This is a genomic window from Candidatus Xianfuyuplasma coldseepsis (assembly GCF_014023125.1).
Lineage (GTDB): Bacteria > Bacillota_I > Bacilli_A > Izemoplasmatales > Izemoplasmataceae > Xianfuyuplasma > Xianfuyuplasma coldseepsis.
The window spans coordinates 481721-504044 of record NZ_CP048914.1; the positions used below are offsets into that span (position 1 = coordinate 481721).

Annotated in this window: 20 protein-coding genes and 2 riboswitches; of the genes, 14 read left to right on the forward strand and 6 right to left on the reverse strand. The window is 37.7% G+C overall.

What is annotated here, in order from left to right:
- Nucleotides 1-36 precede the first annotated feature (36 nt).
- Complete coding sequence (locus tag G4Z02_RS02225) at nucleotides 37-867, reverse strand: aldo/keto reductase (RefSeq protein ID WP_258878232.1); 831 nt, start codon at nucleotides 865-867, stop codon at nucleotides 37-39.
- Between the two features lie 195 nt (nucleotides 868-1062).
- Here G4Z02_RS02225 and G4Z02_RS02230 point away from each other — a divergent pair, with 195 nt between their 5' ends.
- Nucleotides 1063-1458, forward strand: a complete 396-nt coding sequence (locus G4Z02_RS02230) for a VOC family protein (protein WP_258878233.1) — start codon at nucleotides 1063-1065, stop codon at nucleotides 1456-1458.
- A gap of 20 nt (nucleotides 1459-1478) precedes the next feature.
- On the opposite strand, the gene G4Z02_RS02235 is transcribed toward G4Z02_RS02230, so the two are convergent.
- Nucleotides 1479-2078, reverse strand: coding sequence for a superoxide dismutase (locus G4Z02_RS02235; RefSeq protein ID WP_258878234.1), 600 nt, complete (start codon nucleotides 2076-2078; stop codon nucleotides 1479-1481).
- 251 nt (nucleotides 2079-2329) lie between these two features.
- Between G4Z02_RS02235 and G4Z02_RS02240 the strand changes: the two genes are divergently transcribed.
- From G4Z02_RS02240 to phnE (G4Z02_RS02255), 4 genes are all read left to right on the forward strand, one after another.
- A complete protein-coding gene (locus G4Z02_RS02240) occupies nucleotides 2330-3358 on the forward strand; it encodes a PhnD/SsuA/transferrin family substrate-binding protein (protein ID WP_258878235.1) in 1029 nt (342 codons plus the stop codon).
- A 63-nt stretch (nucleotides 3359-3421) separates the two neighbouring features.
- The gene (phnC, locus tag G4Z02_RS02245) at nucleotides 3422-4207 is read left to right on the forward strand and encodes a phosphonate ABC transporter ATP-binding protein (protein ID WP_258878236.1); all 786 of its coding nucleotides are present in this window, start codon (nucleotides 3422-3424) and stop codon (nucleotides 4205-4207) included.
- Nucleotides 4208-4210: 3 nt separating this feature from the next.
- Nucleotides 4211-5059, forward strand: a complete 849-nt coding sequence (phnE, locus tag G4Z02_RS02250) for a phosphonate ABC transporter, permease protein PhnE (protein WP_258878237.1) — start codon at nucleotides 4211-4213, stop codon at nucleotides 5057-5059.
- Nucleotides 5059-5931, forward strand: coding sequence for a phosphonate ABC transporter, permease protein PhnE (gene phnE / locus G4Z02_RS02255; protein WP_258878238.1), 873 nt, complete (start codon nucleotides 5059-5061; stop codon nucleotides 5929-5931). Before phnE (G4Z02_RS02250) ends, phnE (G4Z02_RS02255) begins: the two co-directional genes overlap by 1 nt.
- A gap of 32 nt (nucleotides 5932-5963) precedes the next feature.
- On the opposite strand, the gene G4Z02_RS02260 is transcribed toward phnE (G4Z02_RS02255), so the two are convergent.
- Entirely contained in the window at nucleotides 5964-6500 is a 537-nt protein-coding gene (locus G4Z02_RS02260; protein WP_258878239.1) for an NADPH-dependent FMN reductase, read from the reverse strand.
- Between the two features lie 19 nt (nucleotides 6501-6519).
- Entirely contained in the window at nucleotides 6520-7359 is an 840-nt protein-coding gene (locus G4Z02_RS02265) for a VOC family protein (protein WP_258878240.1), read from the reverse strand.
- Between the two features lie 107 nt (nucleotides 7360-7466).
- Here G4Z02_RS02265 and G4Z02_RS02270 point away from each other — a divergent pair, with 107 nt between their 5' ends.
- The 6 genes from G4Z02_RS02270 (at nucleotide 7467) to G4Z02_RS02295 (ending at nucleotide 11319) form a co-directional block, all read left to right on the forward strand.
- A complete protein-coding gene (locus G4Z02_RS02270) occupies nucleotides 7467-7772 on the forward strand; it encodes a winged helix-turn-helix transcriptional regulator (RefSeq protein ID WP_258878241.1) in 306 nt (101 codons plus the stop codon).
- 398 nt (nucleotides 7773-8170) lie between these two features.
- Nucleotides 8171-8247, forward strand: a riboswitch (cyclic di-GMP riboswitch).
- A gap of 74 nt (nucleotides 8248-8321) precedes the next feature.
- Nucleotides 8322-8912, forward strand: a complete 591-nt coding sequence (locus G4Z02_RS02275) for a hypothetical protein (RefSeq protein WP_258878242.1) — start codon at nucleotides 8322-8324, stop codon at nucleotides 8910-8912.
- 68 nt (nucleotides 8913-8980) lie between these two features.
- Nucleotides 8981-9565 carry a hypothetical protein gene (locus G4Z02_RS02280; RefSeq protein WP_258878243.1) on the forward strand — a complete coding sequence of 195 codons (585 nt, stop codon included), beginning with the start codon at nucleotides 8981-8983 and terminating at the stop codon, nucleotides 9563-9565.
- Between the two features lie 46 nt (nucleotides 9566-9611).
- Entirely contained in the window at nucleotides 9612-9917 is a 306-nt protein-coding gene (locus G4Z02_RS02285; protein WP_258878244.1) for a hypothetical protein, read from the forward strand.
- Nucleotides 9918-10001: 84 nt separating this feature from the next.
- Nucleotides 10002-10577, forward strand: a complete 576-nt coding sequence (locus G4Z02_RS02290) for a signal peptidase I (protein ID WP_258878245.1) — start codon at nucleotides 10002-10004, stop codon at nucleotides 10575-10577.
- Nucleotides 10578-10743: 166 nt separating this feature from the next.
- The gene (locus G4Z02_RS02295) at nucleotides 10744-11319 is read left to right on the forward strand and encodes a S24/S26 family peptidase (RefSeq protein WP_258878246.1); all 576 of its coding nucleotides are present in this window, start codon (nucleotides 10744-10746) and stop codon (nucleotides 11317-11319) included.
- 61 nt (nucleotides 11320-11380) lie between these two features.
- Here G4Z02_RS02295 and G4Z02_RS02300 read toward each other — a convergent pair whose 3' ends face one another.
- Nucleotides 11381-11896: a hypothetical protein gene (locus G4Z02_RS02300; protein ID WP_258878247.1), complete on the reverse strand. Its 516-nt coding sequence runs from the start codon at nucleotides 11894-11896 to the stop codon at nucleotides 11381-11383.
- Between the two features lie 26 nt (nucleotides 11897-11922).
- Nucleotides 11923-11997: riboswitch (cyclic di-GMP riboswitch) on the reverse strand.
- 158 nt (nucleotides 11998-12155) lie between these two features.
- Between G4Z02_RS02300 and G4Z02_RS02305 the strand changes: the two genes are divergently transcribed.
- From G4Z02_RS02305 to G4Z02_RS02315, 3 genes are all read left to right on the forward strand, one after another.
- Entirely contained in the window at nucleotides 12156-13391 is a 1236-nt protein-coding gene (locus tag G4Z02_RS02305; RefSeq protein ID WP_258878248.1) for an aminopeptidase, read from the forward strand.
- Between the two features lie 68 nt (nucleotides 13392-13459).
- Complete coding sequence (locus G4Z02_RS02310; RefSeq protein ID WP_258878249.1) at nucleotides 13460-13918, forward strand: GNAT family N-acetyltransferase; 459 nt, start codon at nucleotides 13460-13462, stop codon at nucleotides 13916-13918.
- 74 nt (nucleotides 13919-13992) lie between these two features.
- A complete protein-coding gene (locus G4Z02_RS02315) occupies nucleotides 13993-15162 on the forward strand; it encodes an MFS transporter (protein ID WP_258878250.1) in 1170 nt (389 codons plus the stop codon).
- Between the two features lie 35 nt (nucleotides 15163-15197).
- Here the strand turns inward: G4Z02_RS02315 and G4Z02_RS02320 are convergent, their stop codons facing one another.
- Nucleotides 15198-22226: a hypothetical protein gene (locus G4Z02_RS02320; RefSeq protein WP_258878251.1), complete on the reverse strand. Its 7029-nt coding sequence runs from the start codon at nucleotides 22224-22226 to the stop codon at nucleotides 15198-15200.
- Between the last annotated feature and the right edge of the window lie 98 nt (nucleotides 22227-22324).

The following is a 22324-nucleotide window of genomic DNA, read 5'->3' on the forward strand; positions in this document are numbered from 1 at the left end:
AATAATATGGGATAATATCACAATTAATATGCGATATTATTCCCAACGACGTGGATCCCCTTTGATGGTATCCAAAAATGCCATATCATCTGCTGCAATCTCAAAATCAACATCCCCATTCTCGATAATGCGGTGTTCATGTGTTGATTTTGGTAGTGGTGCGGTTCCTTTTTGAAGTAGGTATCGAATACAAATTTGTGCCGTTGATTTATTGTATTTTTTGGCAACGTTTTGAATGTCTTTGTTGTCAAGTAAGTACCCAATGCCTAGTGGTGAATAGGCTTCAATAAAGATATTCTTTTGATTGCAATATTCGATTGTCTTCGATTGATCGAGTCCGATGAAATACCCGATTTGATTCACATGCGGTACAATATCGGTATTATCTAAGATGTTTTTGATGTGATTCGGATCAAAGTTTGATACACCGATCGCTCGAATTTTACCAGCTTTGTAAAACTCTTCCATGGCTTTCCACGCTTCGACATTACCTTCGTCACAGTTTTTTCCCATTTCACTCCATGGCCAAGGTGCGTGAATTAGGAATAAATCAAGATAATCAAAGCCGAGTTTTTCCAGTGTTTCTTCAAAGGCTTTTTTCGCACCTTCATAGGTCTTAATGTGAGATTCTAATTTTGATGTAATGAAAATTTCTTCTCGTGGAATTCCTGAATCACGAACTGCTCGCCCAACACTTTCCTCGTTTTGATAACCTTCAGCTGTATCAATATGACGATATCCGTTTTTAAGTGCTAGTAATACTGCATTATAGGCTTCATCACCTGGCTTGCTTTGCCAGGTACCAAGTCCAATTTTAGGAATTTTTACCCCATTACTCAGTGTGTATGTCTCTTGTAGAATATTCATTTATTGATCTCCTTTTTCTATATATATGTATATACTAAATACAATGTAATTGTCTATTTATATTTTATCATACTCGATTCTAAATAACTGTTGATGTACTAATAAATATGATGCGGTTCAAGATTGATTATTATGTTCATATCAATAGGTTCATTTTTCTACATATGATAAAATCATACTATAAGGAGGATTCCAATGAATATAAAAAATATCCGGACATTTATACCAAGTAAAGATTTTGAAGTGTCTAAGAGATTTTACGAAGATCTTGGTTTTGAGATTCAATGGGAAGGTGAAGATTTAATCATTTTCGGTACCAAAGAGCAAAATTTCTTTCTCCAAAAATACTACGTTGAAGAATGGGCTAATAATTTTATGCTGCAAATGCATGTGGATGATTTAGATGCATTATATGACATTTGTGATGCAGTAATTAAACGGTATGAAGGTACCAAAATTAAGCCTATCTTTGAGGCAGACTATGGTCGCACCTTTCATATATTAGACCCTGCAGGCGTACTGTGGCATATGACACAAGTGACAAAACCAGTGGAAAACGAACAAGATTTACTGTGTGATGATCCTCAATAAAAAAAGCACAATGTGCTTTTTTATTTTGCGAAATATTCAGATACTTGTTTCCAATTGACAACATTCCAGAAATTGGAGATGTAGTCTGGACGACGGTTTTGATAGTTTAGATAGTACGCATGTTCCCATACGTCTAGTCCAAGAATTGGTTTTCCGTATGCAAATGGAGCATCTTGGTTCGGGGTTGATACAACTGCTAATGTTCCATCTTCTTTTTTCACTAACCAAGCCCAACCACTACCAAATCGAGTTGCTGCAGCTTTAGTAAATGCATCTTTAAACTCATCAAATGAACCAAATGATGCATCAATCGCTTTTAAAAGTTCTGCAGATGCTTCGGTTTTTTCTGGAGTTAAGATGGTCCAGAATAAACGGTGATTGAAGTATCCTCCACCATTGTTAATGACACCTTGGCGCTTTTCTTCTGGTACGAGGTTTAAATTACGTAGAACATCTTCTACATCTTTTGCTAATAAGTCGTCATGTCCTTCAAGTGCTTTTAGATACTTGTTAATATAGCCCTGATGATGTTTAGTATGATGTATTTCCATCGTTTTAGCATCGATATAAGGTTCCAAAGCATCATAGGCAAATGCTAATTCAGGTAATGTGTGTTTCATTGAAATAATCTCTCCTTTATTATTTATAATTTTTACAATTATATTATCTCATATTGTTATTCAAATTGCACAGAATATGCTTTTGAATTCTCCTACATTCATAAGGATTTTTTCTTTCTTTTTATAGATAATATAAATAAAACGCACTGTTGATACGCTTACATCGAGAAATTCCAAATAATCCCGAAAATTACTATGGATATTTTTTGAAAAAGTGGTAAAATAGGGTTATATAAAAATAAGGAGGATTTATGAAAAAATTATTATTAGTTTTCGTTGCTGCATTTGCTGTATTCACATTGAGTGCATGTAATGGTGAGGAAGAGGTAAAAGATTATTCAGACCAAACATTGGTTGTATACTTTGTACCTTCACGTCCTGCAGATCAAATCTTAGAAATTACTGCACCGTTAGAAGACCTTTTAGCTGATGAATTAGAAGCATTAGGATTCCCAGTTGGTGGAGTAGAAGTTAAAGTTTCATCTACGTATGAAGCTGCTGGTGAAGCATTACTTGGAGGAACTGGAGACATCGCGTTCTTACCTGGTGGTACTTATGTAGCGTACAAAGATGTTGCTGACAGCCCAGTAGAAGTTATCTTAGCTGCTACACGTGGTGGTCTTTCAAAAGACAGCTTAGTTGCGAAAGACTGGAATGATGGAAAAGCTACAGATAGCTATCCTGGATTCCAAGTTGCTTACTACAAAGGATTAATCATTGCTGGTCCAAGTACTGCTGGTGTTGCACTTGCTGCAAAAGTTAATGCTGGTACCGAATTAGTATGGGATGACGTTAAAGACTTGAACTGGTGTGTACGTTCTGCTACATCATCAAGTGGATACATCTATCCAGCTATCTGGTTACAAGAAAACTTTGATGGTAAAACATTTGCAGACATTACTGGTACTGTAACTACAACTGGTGGATACGGAGACAGTATGTCAAGTTTAGCTACTGAAACTTGTGACGTTGCTACATTCTATGCAGATGCACGTAGAGATTATGCGGACGAATGGGAAACAGATTATGAAAAAACTGACATTTGGACTGAAACAAACGTTGTTGGTGTTACTTCAAATATCATGAATGATACCATTTCCGTAAGTACTGTAAATCTTGATGCTGACATCATTGAAGCTATTTCTCAAGCATTCATCAACATCGCTGGTACGTTAGAGGGACAAGGAGTTATGACTGTATACTCTCACCAAGGATATATCGTCGTCGATGATTCCGATTACGACCCAGCAAGAGCCGCAGCTGAATTAGCAGCTGAATAGTAACCATTTATAAAAAAGGCTTGTCGATGACAGGCCTTTTTTTCACAAAAGGAGAGATCACTTATGATCCGATTTCAAAATGTAGGAAAAATATATCCCAACGGTGTAGAGGCATTAAAGGATGTCACGTTGGATATTCAACAAGGTGAGTTTGTCGCAATCATTGGATTGAGTGGTGCAGGTAAATCAACATTGATTCGCCTAATCAACAAAATGCACGATATTACATCTGGAACATTAATTGTCAATGATACGAATGTAGATGATACCCTGCGTGGTCGTGAACTTCGGAAATTCCGTCGTGGAATTGGAATGATATTCCAATCATTCAACTTAATTTTACGGACCACAGTATTGAAGAATGTATTGGCAGCACGTGTTGCTGAGATGGGCACTTTACGAACATTTGTTGGTGCCTATACAAAAGAAGATAAAATCAATGCATTGTCCGCATTGGAACAACTTGGTATCTTAGAAAAAGCATACAACCGTGCCGATCAATTATCCGGAGGGCAAATGCAACGTGTTGCATTAGCTCGTACAATCGCTCAGAATCCAAAAATTATCTTAGCCGATGAACCTGTTGCCTCATTAGACCCTATCACTGCAAATCAAGTTATGGCAGATTTTAAAAAAGTAAATACAGAGTTAAACATTACGGTAATCGCAAATATGCACCATGTCGACATGGCGTTAAAATATGCAGACCGTGTTATTGGTATTAATAATGGGGAAATAGTTTACGATGGACCATCTTCAAAAGTAACAAACGATTTACTCAAAATGGTGTATGGTCGTGAGTTAACCGATGATGATATCCTGACTGACGAAATGATAATGGATCAATAGTTCATGAAAAAGTTTCTTGATTATATTCGTCAAATTTTTGCACCAGACCCCATTGTTACGGATCAAAACACGACCGTTCTTCCGCCAAAACCAATATTACCCTATGTATTAATTGCGTTTGCTGCAATTTTATATGGAGCAGCCGTATTTACTGATTTTTCACTAATCACACTAATTACCCGATTATTCAACTTCAAACTCGGTCCAGTATCGTATCTCAAACGATTCTTCCCACCTGCTTGGGATTACTGGCCCAAAGTAATCGATCCGATTCTAGAAACGATTCAAATGTCGTTCTTAGGAAGTCTGATTGGTTCTGTTTTGGCATTACCAGTAGCGTACTTGGCAAGTCAAAACCTTACCAAAAGCAAAGCTGTCGTATGGATCATTCGTATATTCTTATCCATTTTACGGACCTTACCCATCCTGATATATGGGGTATTCTTTAAAATGATTTTCTTTCCTGGGGCTTTACCAGGAACCATTGCAATTGCGTTATTTACATTCAGTATCGTTTCAAAAATGTTATACGAACGAATTGAAGTATTAGACTTAGGTGCATATCATGCGATACAATCGACAGGTGCTTCCAAAGTAAAAGCATTCTTCGTTGCATTGATGCCTGAGATTTACCCAATCTTTTTCTCGATTAGTTTATATGCCTTTGAAATCAATATTCGTTATGCTGCCATCTTAGGATACGTTGGTGCCGGTGGTATTGGATTTGATTTGGATTTAGCCTTAAAAGATATTCGAAACAACGACCGTACCTTAGTCATTCTTGTCTTTATCTTTGTAACTGTCATTCTCATTGAAAATACATCACGGTATCTGAGAAGGAGGTTGGGATAATGAAGATGCAACCGAATGCAAGCTCTGCGGTTCTTGAAACCTATGAAAATGCACCACGAAAATATTGGGCAAAAATCATTGCTTTTGTAATCGTTTTTTCCTTAGCTGCCTGGAGTTTTGATGCCATTAACTTTGGTGGTATCAATAATGTTGGATTTAGTGTTGTCCGTAATATTTTACGGTACTTTGTAAATCCAAACTATAAAATGAAATTTGATCCTGAGGCAATCAACTACATTCAGAAGTACTTCTTCTCATGGGAACGATATGCCGTTCCATATTTAATGGTTGAGACCATCATGATCGCTATTCTAGGTACATTCCTAGGTGCCATAATCTCCATTCCATTCGCCTTCCTATCCAGTAAGAATATTACCGGTGAAAAAGGATCTTGGTTTGGAGCAACCCTAATCACGATGATTCGTACAGTCCCAATCTTTGTTTGGGGGATCGTCTTTATCCGTGTTCAAGGTGGAGCAATGGCGGGGGTCTTAGCAATTTCTGTATCGAGTATCGGAATGATCTCTAAATTATATATCGAAGTTATCGAAGATATCGATACCGGAATATTAGAAGCATTGGATTCAACCGGAGCGACAACATTTCAAAAGATTCGTTTTGGAATCATCCCACAGTTAACTGCAAGTTTCTTATCGACAGCAATTTATCGATTTGAAATCAACGTTAAAAACGCAGCGATCCTGGGAATGGTTGGTGCCGGTGGAATCGGGTTTACATTAATTGACGCCCTAGGTAGTTTCAACTTCCCAATTGTAGCAGTATGTCTTTGGGGAATTATACCTGTTGTGCTCGCTATCGAATACTTATCTACCTGGTTACGTAGTAAACTCGCACAAAGCGAACGTTCTTAATAAAAATAAAAAAGTGCCTCGGCACTTTTTTTTTATTTTTGTCGCAACGCGTTTGTCCATGCAAGTACTTGAGTCATCATTGTATTTAGATTTGTTTGATGTAGTGGTTGTGGTTTGAACTGTGAACCTTGTTCAAAATCGGTAAACAATGATAGTAATACTTGTGTACGAACTGGTGCAATTTGCAATTCTGTTAAGATGTTTTTTAGATGTTCTGCTGCTCTAGCTCCACCGGCAGATCCATAACTGACAATTCCCGCTACTTTGTTTGCCCAAGGGTCACGGGCACTATCCAATGCATTTTTTAAAGCTCCTGGAATACTGTGATTGTATTCTGCGGTAACAAAAATGAATCCATCAAGCTGTTCTAACTTTTGATTCCATCGCACAACATTATCCATGTTTGATGATGTTCCTAAAAACGGTAAATCATAATCTTTAATATCTATTAATTCAATGTTTGCTGCATCACTGTTCTTTAGATTTTCAACGACCCATGAACCAACTTGTGGACTTACACGCCCTTCTCTTGTACTACCTAAAATAACGCCAATATTTACTTTTTTCATATTCATTCTCCTTGTTTTTTTATATGGATGTAATATATACTCGGATGCCAATTGGATCCGTAATATAGCGGGTTGGTTTCCGCTCAAGAGTATCTAAGCCGTTTACTTTGATACCCTTGAGCGATAGTTTTTGATATATGTTATCAGGCATTGAAATCGTATACGATGCAATTCCTGGTTGTGAACTATCATATTCTTCAAGGCGATGACTTCCCCATGAATTTACGGCAATATGATGATGGTATCCTTGATAAGATAGAAACTTCGCCGATCCTAAATCAACTGTTTTTTGAAATCCGAGTGTAGAATAAAATGATTCAACTTTATCTAGATTTTTCGCTCGTAGATGAAGGTGTCCAATCTGAATTTCTTCCTCTTGTGGATTCCACTTGTTAGTATCAAGTGCTAATAATTCATCAACATCTAGCGGATATGTTCCCATGTGAATTGTGTGATTCTTGTCGTACCATGTGTCATCACTTGTATCCGCATATACCTCAATACCGTTGCCTTCTGGATCGGTGAAATACATAGCCTTACTGACATGATGATCACTTGCTCCATAAATAGGAGTGCCTCGATTAATATTGTAATGAAGCCATCTGGATAATGATGGTAGGGAAGAAAGGAGAAACGCGATGTGGTATAAACCCGCGCTGTTTCGTAATGGATTATTATTGGTTTTCGTTAGGGTAATCCGAGGCACTCCATTGGAACCTAATACGGTATGATGTAAATCCGCTTCTATTTGTTGCAAGCCAATCACCTGCTGATAGAAGTTTGACATTAATTGTAATTGTTGAACGTGTAATTCTACATGTGTTATATGTGGTACTTCTTGTGTATGATAGTTTGACATAATATCCTCCACTTACTTTTCGTAACCTATTATATATTCCACACTTAATAATGTAAAGTGATTTGCTTATTTATTGAAATCGTGTATACTATGAATGAGGTGATACTATGATTGATCCAATTTGCCCGAAGTTCGAACAAGCTGCAACCCTACTCGGAAAGAAATGGGTTGGACTGATTATTCATCAACTTCTCATCGGACCGAAACGATTTAATGAATTAGAAACCGAAATTAAAATTAGTGGTAAAATGTTATCTGATCGTTTAAAAGATTTAGAACAGCAAGGTATAGTGAAACGTAATGTCTATAACGAGATACCAGTTCGAATCGAATATGAACTAACTGAAAAAGGAAAATCTTTAAATCCAATTATGAACGAGCTTACAACGTGGGCAGAACGATGGTTTGAGTAACATCCGTTCTACGGATGTTTTTTATGAACTGTAAACATTAAAATATGACTATTCTATAAATATTTTGAATACAAACTTAATTACAATGCATTTCAAATTAAAATTTAACAAAATAAAGCGTTAAATCGTTGGCTTTAAAAGGTTCAAAAACCAAAATTATCTATCCTGATTACAATAATCGTAATCGGATGTCAAGAAAATTGACCACTAGCTATATTTCACTCAAATACTTTAAGACACATAATACTTTTGAGGGCTTAATAGTATAAAATGTTATGTTTAGATAGCCAAAACAGCAAATATTAAATAAATATTAAATATTGACTAATGTTTGTGAAACTGTTGACACCAGTATTTATATACTGTATAATTCAAACAGATTGGGGTACTATCCCAACTCATGAAAAAAGCACTCTTGGAGAAATCCATGATTCGCAAAACTATAGGGCCTGTAAAATGGCAGCCAGTTACCATGAATATCCATTGGTAATTGGCATTTTTTAATACCAGTGGACAACACTGGTATTTTTGTTTTAAGAAGGTGATAATTTGATAAGCCGTAAAACGATACAAATGGCAATAATCTCATTTCTTCTTGTAGGATTGATATTTACAACATCATCCGCCTATGCATACTGGCAATCTGTCACTGTTACGGAAGACATTGAAATCGTAACCATCGGACAACCGATTGAAATTCTGGTTACAGACATAAATGAGGAGATGGATTTAAATCTTGTTCCAAGCGGATATGCACTGGCCGTAGGTGATGTTGAGATTATTGAACTTACCTATGAAGTAGGAGTATCGAGAGAACTCCTAAATACTGTCAACTTGCATGTGTTCGCAAAAGATGTTCTTATTAATGACGAAGATACATACAGTAACTTAGTAGATATCAAAATCATGGGATACGATGATCACGCAATACTCGATTTATACAACGACGATATCACAATTGTATTACAAGTTCGCCTAATCGAACCGATTGATGCGGAAGAAGCCGCAGAACTAGGATTGGATGAAGCACTTGTAAACGTGGAAGACTCCGTTCAAGCATACGAGGACATTCGAGGACAAACAATAACCTTCAGCCTTGGATTTGAACTGGAACAAAAGACCGATGAGGTCACTGAATAAGTTAATAAAATTAGAAATAATTTATTAAATAAAATAATGATAATAAAATTGGATAAGGAGAATAAAAAATGAAATCAAGAAAATTAGGAATCGCTTTATTAGCAATGTTAGCAATCGTAGTAACAACTGGTACATTCGCATACTGGGCAGGCGCAGTTGTCGCACCTACAGGTGGAGATACAACAACTGGAACTGTAACTGTTGGTACAGGTGCAGACGTAACGACATCATTTGTATTAAACAATACCGTCGCAAGTGGTGGACAATTAGTTCCATCTGGACAATCCGGAAATAGCCAAGGCACACCAGTTGAATTTGTAGATTTAAGTTACACTGTACAATGGACTGAAGATGGAGATCAATTGCTTGGTACTTCTACTACTGCCAATATCACTGCTACACCATCTGTTGCAATGGTTGAAGATGATGGTTTAACCGCTATTACAAACCAAACAATTTTAGACTTGGTAGTTATTACACCAAATGTAAGTAACCCTAGCACCATTACATTGGATGCAGCTGCTTCTACATTTGCTTGGACTGTTACTTTAACTGAACCCGCAAATTCTGCGGATTATGCTGTTGTTCAAGGTGCAACCATTACAATTACGTTTACCTATTCATTAGACACTATCGCAACAACTGATAACTAGAAATCCCTTAATTACTACTACATTATAATAGAATTGAGGTGAGATCATGGATATCAAACGAGTAATTAAAAAAGTAGCGATCATGACGTTCATGATCTTTACTATTTCAAGTGTCACAGATAATACTTTTGCGTATTGGACGACAAATGTATTAGGTCCTGCTGATGGAACCACCACTGGTACTGTGCTTGTTGGAACATGGACTACGGTTAGTCCTTACGACCCCAATACAAGCTATAATATTGGTGATCTTGTTGAAAACAACGGAATTACTTATGAGGCCAAAAAGTCAGGTTTATTAAAAGAACCTGGTGTGGAAACTGGTTGGAAGTCTGAATGGACACAGTTGTAATAAAATAAAGGCACGAGGATTTTCGTGCCTATTTATTTATCTTGTGATATAATTATTTGTAAGGATACTAAAAAGGAGCTCGCTATGAAGAACGAAGCCTTGAAAGAGAACATAAAATTAATAGGGTCGATGATTATCATCGGTATCTTGTTGTTGTACATAACCTTTCAATTGTTTATACCTGATATGACGGTACGTGTCTTTGGGTTTAAACCATATGGTGTCTTAACACAAAGTATGGAACCTGTGATTGATCGCGGCGATCTAGTTGTCGTTCGTCAGTTTGAGTTGGATGATGCTGAAGTTGGCGATATTATTACATTCCGAACTGTACTTCCTGAAACCGGAACCGAAGAGATTGTTACCCACTATATTTACTCCATAACAGAAACGGGAGGAAACACGGTAATTAAGACCAATCGTTACTTTGATGAAGACGATACACCGTTTGCCGATACCTGGATTCTAACTGAAGATCAAGTCGTTGGTGCATATTGGTTCCACATCCCATATCTAGGTTATATCACACAGTTTGTCCGTTCACCATTTGGAATCGCAGCTGTTATTGTTAATATAGGTGTTATTACTGCCATTGTTATCCTAATAAAAAAAGGAAAACCTGAAGAACAGCAGAAAGTTGAAGATACCAAAGAAGAATAGCACAAACTAGTAAGAATCACGAATAGAAATTATATTCATAATAAATTTCAGAAAAATTATTACAAGCAAAATAAAGCAGCTGATCTAACAAGTATCAAAAGTGATCACTGCTTTTTTAGAACCATACACAATAGAAATCATGAAGCAATTGAAAGGAGGTTCGACAATGAAACTAGTTATGAAATTGATATCCTATGGGGTTTCAGCTGCATTAATCCTTTATATTGGAATCACCTTACTCGCGCCACAACTCACTATGGATATTTTTGGATTTCGTAGTTTTATAGTGGTATCTCCGAGTATGGTTCCTGATATCAATGTGTATGATATGATTTTTATTACAGACGTTGAAGAATCCGATTTAGAAATTGATGATATCATTACCTTTTCGGTCTATATTCCGGAAGTCGATCAAGTTAGTTTTGTTACCCATTACATCGGTGATATTCAAACGCAAACCGGAGACGACACGATATACAAAACCCATGGTGCGAATTTTGAAGAGGGTGATTCTTTTGATGACTGGGAAGACAAAGATGGAAATCCAATTGATATAACCTTTGACGATATTGAAGGAGAATATCAATTCAAAATCCCGTATGTTGGGTATCTAGTTACGATGCTGCGGGATCCAATATTTTTAGGACTACTCGCAATCAACGGGACCATCATTTACTTCTTAGTAAAGACTGTAAAGAAGACCTTTCTCAATAAAGACAATGAAAAAAAGGAATCTGAATAAGATTCCTTTTTTTATATTTTGATACCCCTCGCAATGAATTAGATATAGTTAAGAGCGAATGTTAGGATACATTCATTGCGAAGAAATATACTTCAAATGCTAGTTGTTCACCAACGATTTGTTGGTACAGTTCATACGTTCCAGGTAGTTCCATAGATACTTGGACAGTAACATCCACAACTTGTGCTGTGTCGACACCACTAAACATATGTTCATAGTATTCCAGTGTTTCGACTACCGTTGTAGAAATATCAAAATGGAATACTTGTTCTAAATCTTCTTGAGCTACATTACTATTGGAAAATAGTAAATCTTCAATAAGAACTTGAAGCTCCATTCCCTCTTTAACGATGACTTGATAGCCGTATTCAATATAATATACATCATTCTCACCAAGGATAACACCTTGTGGTACTAGGGATTGTCCCGGTTCACCAACAAGTTGTTGTTCAACGATGTAAAAGTCTCCTGCCTCATCAATGTACAAGTCATCATTTGATTCCACTTGTGCATAGACTGCAGTCGAACTTGTAAAAACAAAAAAGACCAAAACTACACGTAGCAATATGTTTTTCATATTCATCTCTCCCATGGGGGTATTCATCAGGCAACTGGCTATCTCGTTGAGACCCTTTAGCTTTCCGTCCCAGGATCGCTCCTGGTTTGGCTTTATCAAATGTCACCGCCATAGCAGAATGCTACAGTTTGGACTTGATGCATATATTATACATCTAACGATGTCAAATGTCAATGATGCAAACGACAAAAAGTTGTATTTTGTCACTGTCAAAATGGTCGATAATCGTGTTATAATAGCCTTGAAAGGATGATAAAAAATGCCAAAAAAAGAATTGTTAAAGAAGTTTGCTAAACTATCTGTTGAGATTGGTGCAAACGTTCAAAAAAATCAAGTTGTATGGGTAAGTTCTTCTACCGATAATAACGAACTTGCTCGACTGGTTGTTGAGGCAGCCTATGAAGCAGGTGCAAAAAGCGTACTGGTAAATTGGTTTGATGACTATGTCACAAAAAGCGGTTATGTTCATCAATCGATTGAAACCTTGCAAGAAATACCGGAATGGTTGATTGGAAAATATCAACAGTTTATTGACGACGGAGGATGTATAATCAATATTTCCTCACCTGTTCCCGGTCTAAATGCTGATGTGGATTCAAAAAAATTGCAAGCGAACAGTATTGCTAGAAGCAAAGCCTTTAAATTCTATCAAAATCATATGATGGGTAATAAAGCGCAATGGACGATTATAGCAGCTCCGAACCCCGTATGGGCAAAACGTGTTTTTCCAGAACTGGAGGAAGCCGATGCAATTGAGAAATTATGGGATGCAATTTTACAAGCTTCACGTGTTACGGAAGATAATGATCCTGTACAAGAATGGAATGATCACAACAAACGATTACTATCCCACAATAAGGTCTTGAATGATCATCAGTTCAAAGAGTTACATTTCACCAATCGTCTTGGTACAGATTTACACGTAGAACTTGTACCACATCATATTTGGGCTGGTGGTGGAGAAAATTCTACTTCTGGTGTCTATTTCAATCCAAATATTCCAACCGAAGAGAATTTCACAATGCCAAACAAATTTGGTGTGAATGGAAAAGTTGTTGCAACCAAACCATTAAACTACCAAGGAAAATTAGTGGAAGACTTCTGGTTTGAATTTAATGATGGTAAAGTTGTTAATTATGATGCGAAAAAAGAATTAGGTGCTTTGAAGAATTTAATTGAATACGACGAAGGTTCTAGTTATCTTGGAGAAGTTGCGTTAATTTCCTATGATTCTCCAATCAACAACTCCGGAATTTTATTCTATAATACTTTGTTTGATGAAAATGCTTCTTGCCACTTAGCATTAGGTCGTGCCTATCCAATGAATGTCCAAGGTGGAACAGAAATGTCCGAAGAAGAGTTGATTCAAGCGGGTTCTAATCAATCGATGGCCCATGTTGATTTCATGTTTGGATCGAGTGATATGAACATTGTTGGTATCAAACAAGATGGTACAAAAGTTCAAATTTTTGAAAAAGGTGACTTTGTCATTTAGGTTGTCGCAAGACAACCTTTTTTTTATGCTGGTTTTTTGATATGATTAGGGTAGAAGGAGGGATTGTATTGGCAGAGATCAAATTTATCCACAACATGGAAGAATTTCTTGAGTACAATCAAATCATTAAACTATTACGCGATCAAATGGACTACATCGAGTCCCCAAAAACAAATGAAGAAATTATGAACACCTTCAAAATGGCATTTCGAAGTGAAACCGCAAAACTCATGGTCCTTCACAAAAATGGACATCCTGTCGGCTTTATCTTTTTCAATATTGCCATTGGGATGGAAAGTGCTGGGAAGTATATCTGGTTGAATGAAATGCACGTTCATTCGGCGTATCGTGGTAAGGGCTATGGTACACAACTTTTCAACAGGTTAAAAGATTACTGTGTAGAAAATGGGATTTTACGCATCCTTGGAATGGCTGATGATAGCGAATCACAGACGCTACATTTTTATCAAAACCAAGACTGTAAAACCTATCCTCAACAAATATTTTCTTATCATATCAAAAAGTAGGGTGAACCCTACTTTTTTTATTGACATAAGTAGATAGATAGTATACTTTAAAAAGAGATAGCGAGGGGATTTCGATGAAACGAAAAGCAATTATTGTATTGTTTGTTATATATCTTGCCTTTATTGCACTTGGGTTACCGGATGCATTATTAGGATCCGCGTGGAACTTAACACGAGACGAACTAGGTGTCAGTGTTGGATCCATCGGTATTATTACCTTGATTAGTTATATCTTAACGATGATTGCCACCTACAATGCTCCCGCTATCCTCAAACATGTTCAAACAAAAACCGTAACCTTCATTAGTATTGTATTATCCAGTCTTGCATTGCTCGCCATTTCCCAAATCAATTCATTCTATCAAATTATTTTATTTGCGATACCGCTAGGGATTAGTGCTGGAGCAATTGACATGTCCTTGAATCACTATATTGCTGTCCACTTTAAGGCAAGTCATATGAGTTACTTACATTCTTTTTATGGTCTTGGTGTAACATTCGGCCCTCTGATAATGGCAAAAACATTAGAAAACAACTCCTGGCGAAATGGATATATTGTTGTTGGTATCTTATTGCTTGTAATTGCTGTTGCGATGCTACTATCATTTCCCTTTTGGGATGAGGAGACAAAGGAACATCGAGATGAGCATCATACACACCATTCACTAAAGAGTATTCTTCAAACCAAAGGTGTTAAACATAGTTTAGCCATATTTCTAATTTATGTTCATATTGAATCCTTGCTTGGTGTCTTCATCGCCAGTTATGTATACGAAATCAAAGGATTCTCCTATTCGGAAGCTGCTCTTGCTACAATGTCTTATTTCCTTGCTCTAACACTAGGACGAATCATGAGTGGAATTCTATCAGATAAACTACATCCGAACATCTTAATTATCAGTGGTGAAATTGTTATGTTACTAGGTAGTTTGTTGTTACTTCTACCACTAAACAATATCTATTTAATCTATCTGTTTGTTGGATTAATTGGACTAGGTTCTGGACCTGTGTTCCCAAATATGATGCATATGAATCCTTCCAATTTCGATAAGCAGAAAATGAGTAAAATTATGAGTCTACAGATGGTAATCGGATACCTAGGTTTCGGCCTTATAACACCTTTAATGGGGCAAGTATTTGATCTAGTATCGATAAATATTTATCCTTATATTACAACAATCATGTCATTTGTACTACTGATTATTACCGTTCAACTGATCCAGTTCAAATTACATATCAAATAAAAAAGGTAGCAGAAATTCTGCTACCTTTTATGTTATTAAGGTGTTAAGTAATCGTGTTGTACAATATCAATAAATGTCTGAGTAATGAACAATACATCGGTTCCTGGTTCATAATCTTCTGGTACTAAAGCTCTAAATGGATTCACTGCAAAACCAGTTGCAAGTGCATAAACTTCATCATATAAAGTAAATCTGGCAATCATTGAATCAGCAATGGTTCCTTCACTACCACTAGCACCTAAGATTGTTGCTAAGGAGAAGCTTGCACTGGCAAAGTCTCCTTGTCCGAGTGCTGTAACAGCATCCATCAATGCGATAATTTCAGTTGCTTTGGTAACCGTCATTCCGTAGAGAGTCTCTTCTGCTTGATCTGGTATTAAGAGCGCTCCACCTTCACTTACGGTGTTTCCACGTAAGATGTTATCAATGGTTGCGTGCATTGATCCAGATTCGAACAATGGTGTTTTGTCCGCCATACCAGTAACAAAGCTACTGCTTACACTACCACCAAAGTCGGAGAATCCGAGCAATTCCAGGGTATCGAGTAAGGCCAGTAATTCGTCTTTCTCAATTTGGGTTGCAGGTATGGTTGCTACGGCAATGGCTTCACGTAAGGCAAGTGGTACAATCAATGTTGCTGCTCCGACGGTTGCCGTTGTTTCATCTTGAGCAACATTCAATATACTATCAGAAATGGTTGCTTGTAACGAGGCACTGAGTAAGACCGTTTCAAACTCTGCGTTAAATACGGTTGCGAGGTCAAATGTCATACTACCGAAGTTGGTTAATTGCATTTCATTTAGACCTTCTACAATATATTCCATCTCTTGTTCATCAATGTATTCTACACCATCTGCATGGATACCTAAACGTACTGGATCTAGTGTATTCACGTTGATATCTGGTACGATTAGTGCTCCACCGGTATCTAGTAGTTTACTAGACAGGGTTGCTTGGAAACTATAACTTTTAAGTAATAAATCAATATGGGTAAAGAAATCAGCAATTTGTAAGTCGGTATTGAAACTATTCATATCGCTTCCTGGAGGTAAGATTGTATTGAATACGTCAATCAAACTTTTCACTTCGGCTTTGATAATGAATTCAGTACCACTAACGGTTTTACGTACTTCATCTCCGGGATCTTCATTTCCAGGCATATAATGAGGTACGATTAAAATGTTGGACGCAAATCCGGTTAAAATATCGGAAATCGTCGCATGAACTGCGGCACTGGCAAGTACAGCATCTTGATTGGCTTCTAAAGCAAGATTGGTTAAATCAATGCTACCAGTAAAGTCATCAACGTTTCCTAAACCAAGTTTTTCAAATGCAATGATTAATGCATCCAATTCATTCACAGTTAAGTACTCCGTATAATCTGGGTTGCCAAATGTTCCGACTTCAACTCGTACTGCGGTTCCATCTACATCGGCATCTGGAATGATTAAGGTTCCTTCAATTTCAATCAACTGTTTCGAAATCGTTGCTTGCATGATTGAGGATTCTAATAAGGCAATACGATTTGCTTCGACGAAGAAGGTATTTAAATCAACGTTTCCGCTGAAGCTTGAAATATTAGATCCTGGAGGCAAGATTAAGGCAATGGCTTGAACCAAATCAGCAAGTTCAGAAGCTAAGATGTATACATCATCCGTTCCTTCTAGTTCATCACCAACAGATAGTTGTAATAAGGTTGAACCATCTTGTTTGTACATTGGTACGATAATTGTATCTGCCGTAGTTCCGACAAGATCGAGAACTTGTTCGGAAACAGTTGCTTGAATCATTGCCGAGGCAAATACGGTATTGGCATTGGTACCTTGACCTAATAATGAGATGTCGACACTATCAGCACTAAAGCCAGCGATATCGCCACCTAAATCAAGAACATTCAGTGCATCGATTAATGCACTTATCTCAGATAGTAATACATATTCGGTTTCGGTTTCACCAGTACCTACGGTATAACGTACGAGAGTACTGTCATCTTCTTTAACAAATGGCAGGCGAATGGTTCCACCAGTATCTAAATCAATTAATTGTTTTGAGATCGTTGCTTGGATGGTTGAACTACCTAGTAAGATAGCTTTGTTCCCGCCACTTGATGCAGAGGCAATATCGACATTACCATCAAATGTTGTGATATCTTGATCGAGTAAACCTAGAACTTCCATCGAATCAAATAGAGCGCGGATTTCAGCTTCTTTAATTAGTTCAACAGCATTTTCACCTGTTCCCACAGTTACGCGAACAGTGGTGACTCCATCTTCTTCATAATATGGAACGACAATCGCAGTTAAATCAATCATTTGTTTGGAGATGGTTGCTTGTAAGGTTGCACTCGATAGAATGATGTCACGATTCGTTGGATCGGATACAGCACTCATGTCCACTGATCCATCAAAGGCGGTAATGTCTTGATCGAGTAATCCAAGAACTTCCATCGAATCAAATAGAGCGCGAATTTCGGTTTCTTTGATTAATTCAACAGTGGTTTCACCGGTACCAACAAGTACACGAACTGGTGTCGTTCCATCTTCTCTAAATTGAGGTACAACGATAGCAGCTAAATCAATCATTTGTTTCGAAATCGTTGCTTGAATAATCGTACTGGATAATAATGTTTCGCGTTTAATTGGATCGGATACGGCTGTCATATCCACAGAACCATCAAATGCGGTAATATCTGTATCTAGTAAGCCGAGTGCTTCCATCGAATCAAATAAGGTTTCAATTTCACTTTGGACGATGTATTCTGAATTGGTTCCATCTTCCACACTTCCAACAGGTTTACGAACAGGAGTTGAGTTATCTTCTTGGAACTCTGGAACAATGATTGCTTCCAAATCAATCATTTGTTGTGAAATCGTTGATTTGATCGTTGAGCTCGCTAGTAATGCTGCTCGTTTCACCGGATCCGATACACTTGACATATCGAATGTTCCATCAAACTGATCAATGTCAATATCCAATAATCCTAACGCTTCTAAAGCATCAATCAAGGCACGGATTTCGGTTTCTTTAATGTATTCTGAGTTGGTTCCATCTTCCGTGTTACCTACTGTAACGCGTACTAAAGTAACACCGTCTTCTTCATAATATGGAACGGCAATTGCCCCAAGTTCGAACATTTGTTTTGAGATTGTTGCTTGGATTGTAGAGCTTGCAAGCATTGCATTTAAGTTATCAGGATCGGCAATAACATCCAATCCGATGTTCGGATCGAATTCCGATAGGTTGCTTGTTACACCTAGGATTTCAAGGACATCAAGCATTGCTCGTATTTCCGATTCTTTTATGTATTCGGTATCTTGTGTATCGTCAATACCATTACCAGATAAAATACGAATTTCGGTTGTTCCGTTTTCAGCGAAATAGGGAACGGCAACAGCATCGAGTTCAAAGAGTTGTTTCGAAACAGTTGCTTGAATCGTTGCACTACTGAGTAAGATGTCCACATTTCCTTCGGTTCCAAGAACGGCACCGATATCCACATTACCATCAAATTCGGTTAAGTTGGATGCGATATCAAGGATATCTAATACATCGAGCATCGCTCGAATTTCATCTTGTTTAATATATTCTGTATCTTGGGTATCATCTATTCCATTACCAACGACAACGCGTACGGCAGTACCATTTTCAGCAAAATATGGCACGGCTAAAGCTCCGGATTCTTGTAAGTCCAGTAGTTGTTTCGAGACCGTTGCTTGAATCGTTGCACTAGCTAGTAATGTATCGACATTTCCTTCACCACTTAGGATCGCACCAATATCCACGTTACCATCAAAACTATCCAAGTTGGATGTAATATCAAGGATATCCAATACGTCGATCATGGCTTCAATTTCCGATTTGATAATGATCTCTGTTTCAAATCCAACTGGTCCAATCATTTTACGAACTTCGGTTGTTCCATCTTCAGCAAAGTATGGGACTGCAACGGCTCCACCTTCTTCTAAGTTGAAGAGCTGTTGGGAGATGGTTGCGTGCAAGGTTGCCGAATTGAGTAACTTCGGTACATTGTTGGTGGCATCAGCAAAGACGCTTTCCATGTTCAAGTCGCCACCAAATTCATTAATATCAGTAATACCAAATATCTCGACAGCTTCTAATACCGCTTGGATTTCACTCTTAACGATATATTCTGTGTCGGTTTCTAGGAGTGGATCCCCAACCATAACGCGGATTGGATTTCCATCTTCATCTTCATATGGTACCGTAACGGCTTCTTCACCAAGACCAAGAACTTGATTAGAAATGGTTGCTTGTAAAATACTGGATTCAAGAATCGTTCCAGAGTTAGCAATAATTTCACCTAAGTTGAGGGCATCAACGTCTTCAAAGTCTTGAATATTGATGACCATAATCGCTTGTAATACATTATTTAATTCGGTGATTGAAATGTAATTCATTTCATCCGTATCGTCATATACTAAGATTTGTGTAGTATCATCTTCCGCGTAATACGGAATCGACATAACCCCAGTATCACCGGTTAAGTCCAATAAGGTTTGCGTTAATGTTGCATGTAAAATTCTCGATGCAAACAAAGTATCTGTTTTGGTTGTATCCAACACCGTTTCATCTTCAACAGTTGCTAAGGTTTGAACAATGGTTGGATCTATATCAATGTTTTCAAGATCGGTAAATTCGAGTAATCCGACCGCTTTAAAGATGCGACGAATTTCTTCTTTACTAACCACATCTACATCAAGGGAATCTACCTGGATCGTTGCTAAAGCGCTGTTTGGAACCGTAAGAACTTCTCCTCCTTGATCGAGGATCAATTGGCCAACAGTTGCGCCAATGATATCGGATGTCGTTAATGTATCGATCGAGGTATCACTTAAGTTAAAGGCTTTGGCGATATCGATCATATCACAATCCAAATCATCTTCATCACAAGCGAGTTCATCGGCTACAACGCGAGCACTTGTGGCAACAGCTTTCATTTCAACAGCAGTAATGTATCCGTTAATGTCTAGTACACTATCAGGGATAACGAGTGGTGTGCTACCCAAATCAGCTTCTAATAAGAAGTTGGAGATAGTCGCTACCAAGACCCCGGATTCAAAGATGGTGTCAATCGTGTCATCATCCAAATCAGCTAACATATCAAGACTTAAGTTGTTTAAATCAAATCCAGCACTTACTTCGACAATGCTTCCAAGAGCGGTTAAAATATTACGTAGTTCCCCGGCATTGACAACAGTTTCTCCGTCAAGGACATCGTACCACTCGGTTCCATCGGGAACGATGATGTATTGATCGAGACCTTCAATCCCAGCTGCTCCACTAAAGACATTTACCATTGCTCTGGTAACAATTGCAGAATCGAGTAAGACCGTAAAGTCTAATCCAGACATTGCCGTTAACAGATTCATCGGATCATCCATGCTTAAATCAGCCATTGTTAAGCCAGTATTTAATACGGCTCCAGCAACAGCTCCAAAGGCTCTGAATTCATCTTCCCACACCAAATCTTCTGGTACGGTAATAATCGCTTGAATTTGTTCGCCAGCTTGTTCTAGTAATGGTTCTATCGCAATGTATGCTCCGAGAGTAACGAGTTCCGAATCCGCTAACGAATCGAATAAACTCTCTACTTCATCCCCATCTAAGGTGATGGTTTCTAAGTCGGCTCCTTCGGTTAAAATACCAGCGGTATTCACCAAATCAAATCCGACGGAAGCGACCGCTCCTAGGCTTTGTAACTCCGCTGACCAATCAAGGGCGTAGAGTTCATCAATTGGAATATCAATCGGTACATCAATTAGTTCACTTCCAGCTTCAATCGCCACTGGCAACATGGTTGTTATAAGGCGACTATCGGATAGTGTGGTAAACAACAACTCAATCTCTTCAGCAGTAATATCTGCTAAATCGTTGGTGGCAGCATATTCACTATTCATAAATACCGCTGCTGTATCACTTAACACATCGAGCTCCTGGCGAAGCATAATGCGTTCTTCTTCAAATGTAAACGATAAGACACTATCAAATAAATAGAGATGAAGTGCAACATCGCCATCGTAATCTTCTGATGTATAGGTTATCGTTGATGCATTCGTAACAAATACATTGTTATTAAATGCTTCAATTAAATCCCGTGCCATATCTAGTTGGCTTTCCATTCCAGCAGGAACTTGGAAACCAGTTGCTAGTACGGAGGGTTCCCCAATCATCGTTGGTAATGGTTGATTAGCTAAATAAATTCGTTCGATATCTTGGTGCGATACCGTCGGTGGGTCTTCAGGGAAGACCGTCATCATGCTATCCATGATATTGATTAAACCACCAAGTAAAATCAATGTTACAAATGCTGTAACGGTTCCTTTTGCGGCACCAAAAATGGCCCCAAAGAATGGTTTGCGGCTTGGTTTTTCCAGATATTTAATCAATTCACTATTGCTAAAGACATCATTTTTCTTGCGTCGTTTTTTCTCCCGTTTCTTTTCAATTTTCGCGAGTTCACGACGTTCTTTTCGAGACATTTTTTTATACTCCATTCGGAGTTCTTTTCGCATTCGTTTAATATCTCGTTTTTTCAGACGTTGTTTTTTCACTTGTCGTTTTGCATGTTTATAGTTGTCCATCGCTTGATTATGGCTAAAGAATAACAAGCGAATAATCATAAAGATAAACTTGAAAATCAATTGTCCTACGGTGAAGTAAATAACCGTGTAGACAAGTTTAACAACAAACAAAGCAATCCCGGTTACAAAGGATGCGAAGTGCGCATTGTCCATTGCTCCCGCATACTCTGCTGGTAAGTATGTATCCACCATAGTGGAGACTCCTCCACCCAATGTCGTTTCTCCTGCTAACTCTGGTACGGCTCCACTAAGCTGCTGGAATAGTTGAGGAATCGGTAATTCCCATAACGCATTCACAACTTGATCGATGGTAAGAAAAAAGAGGCCGTAGAAAAGGACTGTTACTACTAACGAGTACAGTGATTTTCGTAGTCCTCTAATATAACCAATGATGAAGCCAAGACCGATAATTGCAAAAAATGCAACATTTAGATACAGTTCATAGTCTAAGTTCTGTGGCATATTATCATCCTCTCATTCGAAGAAAAATGGTCTATGTATTTATCTATATTTACAATTATATCAAATCGTTGAAAAATAGGCGTGAAAAAGTTGTGAAT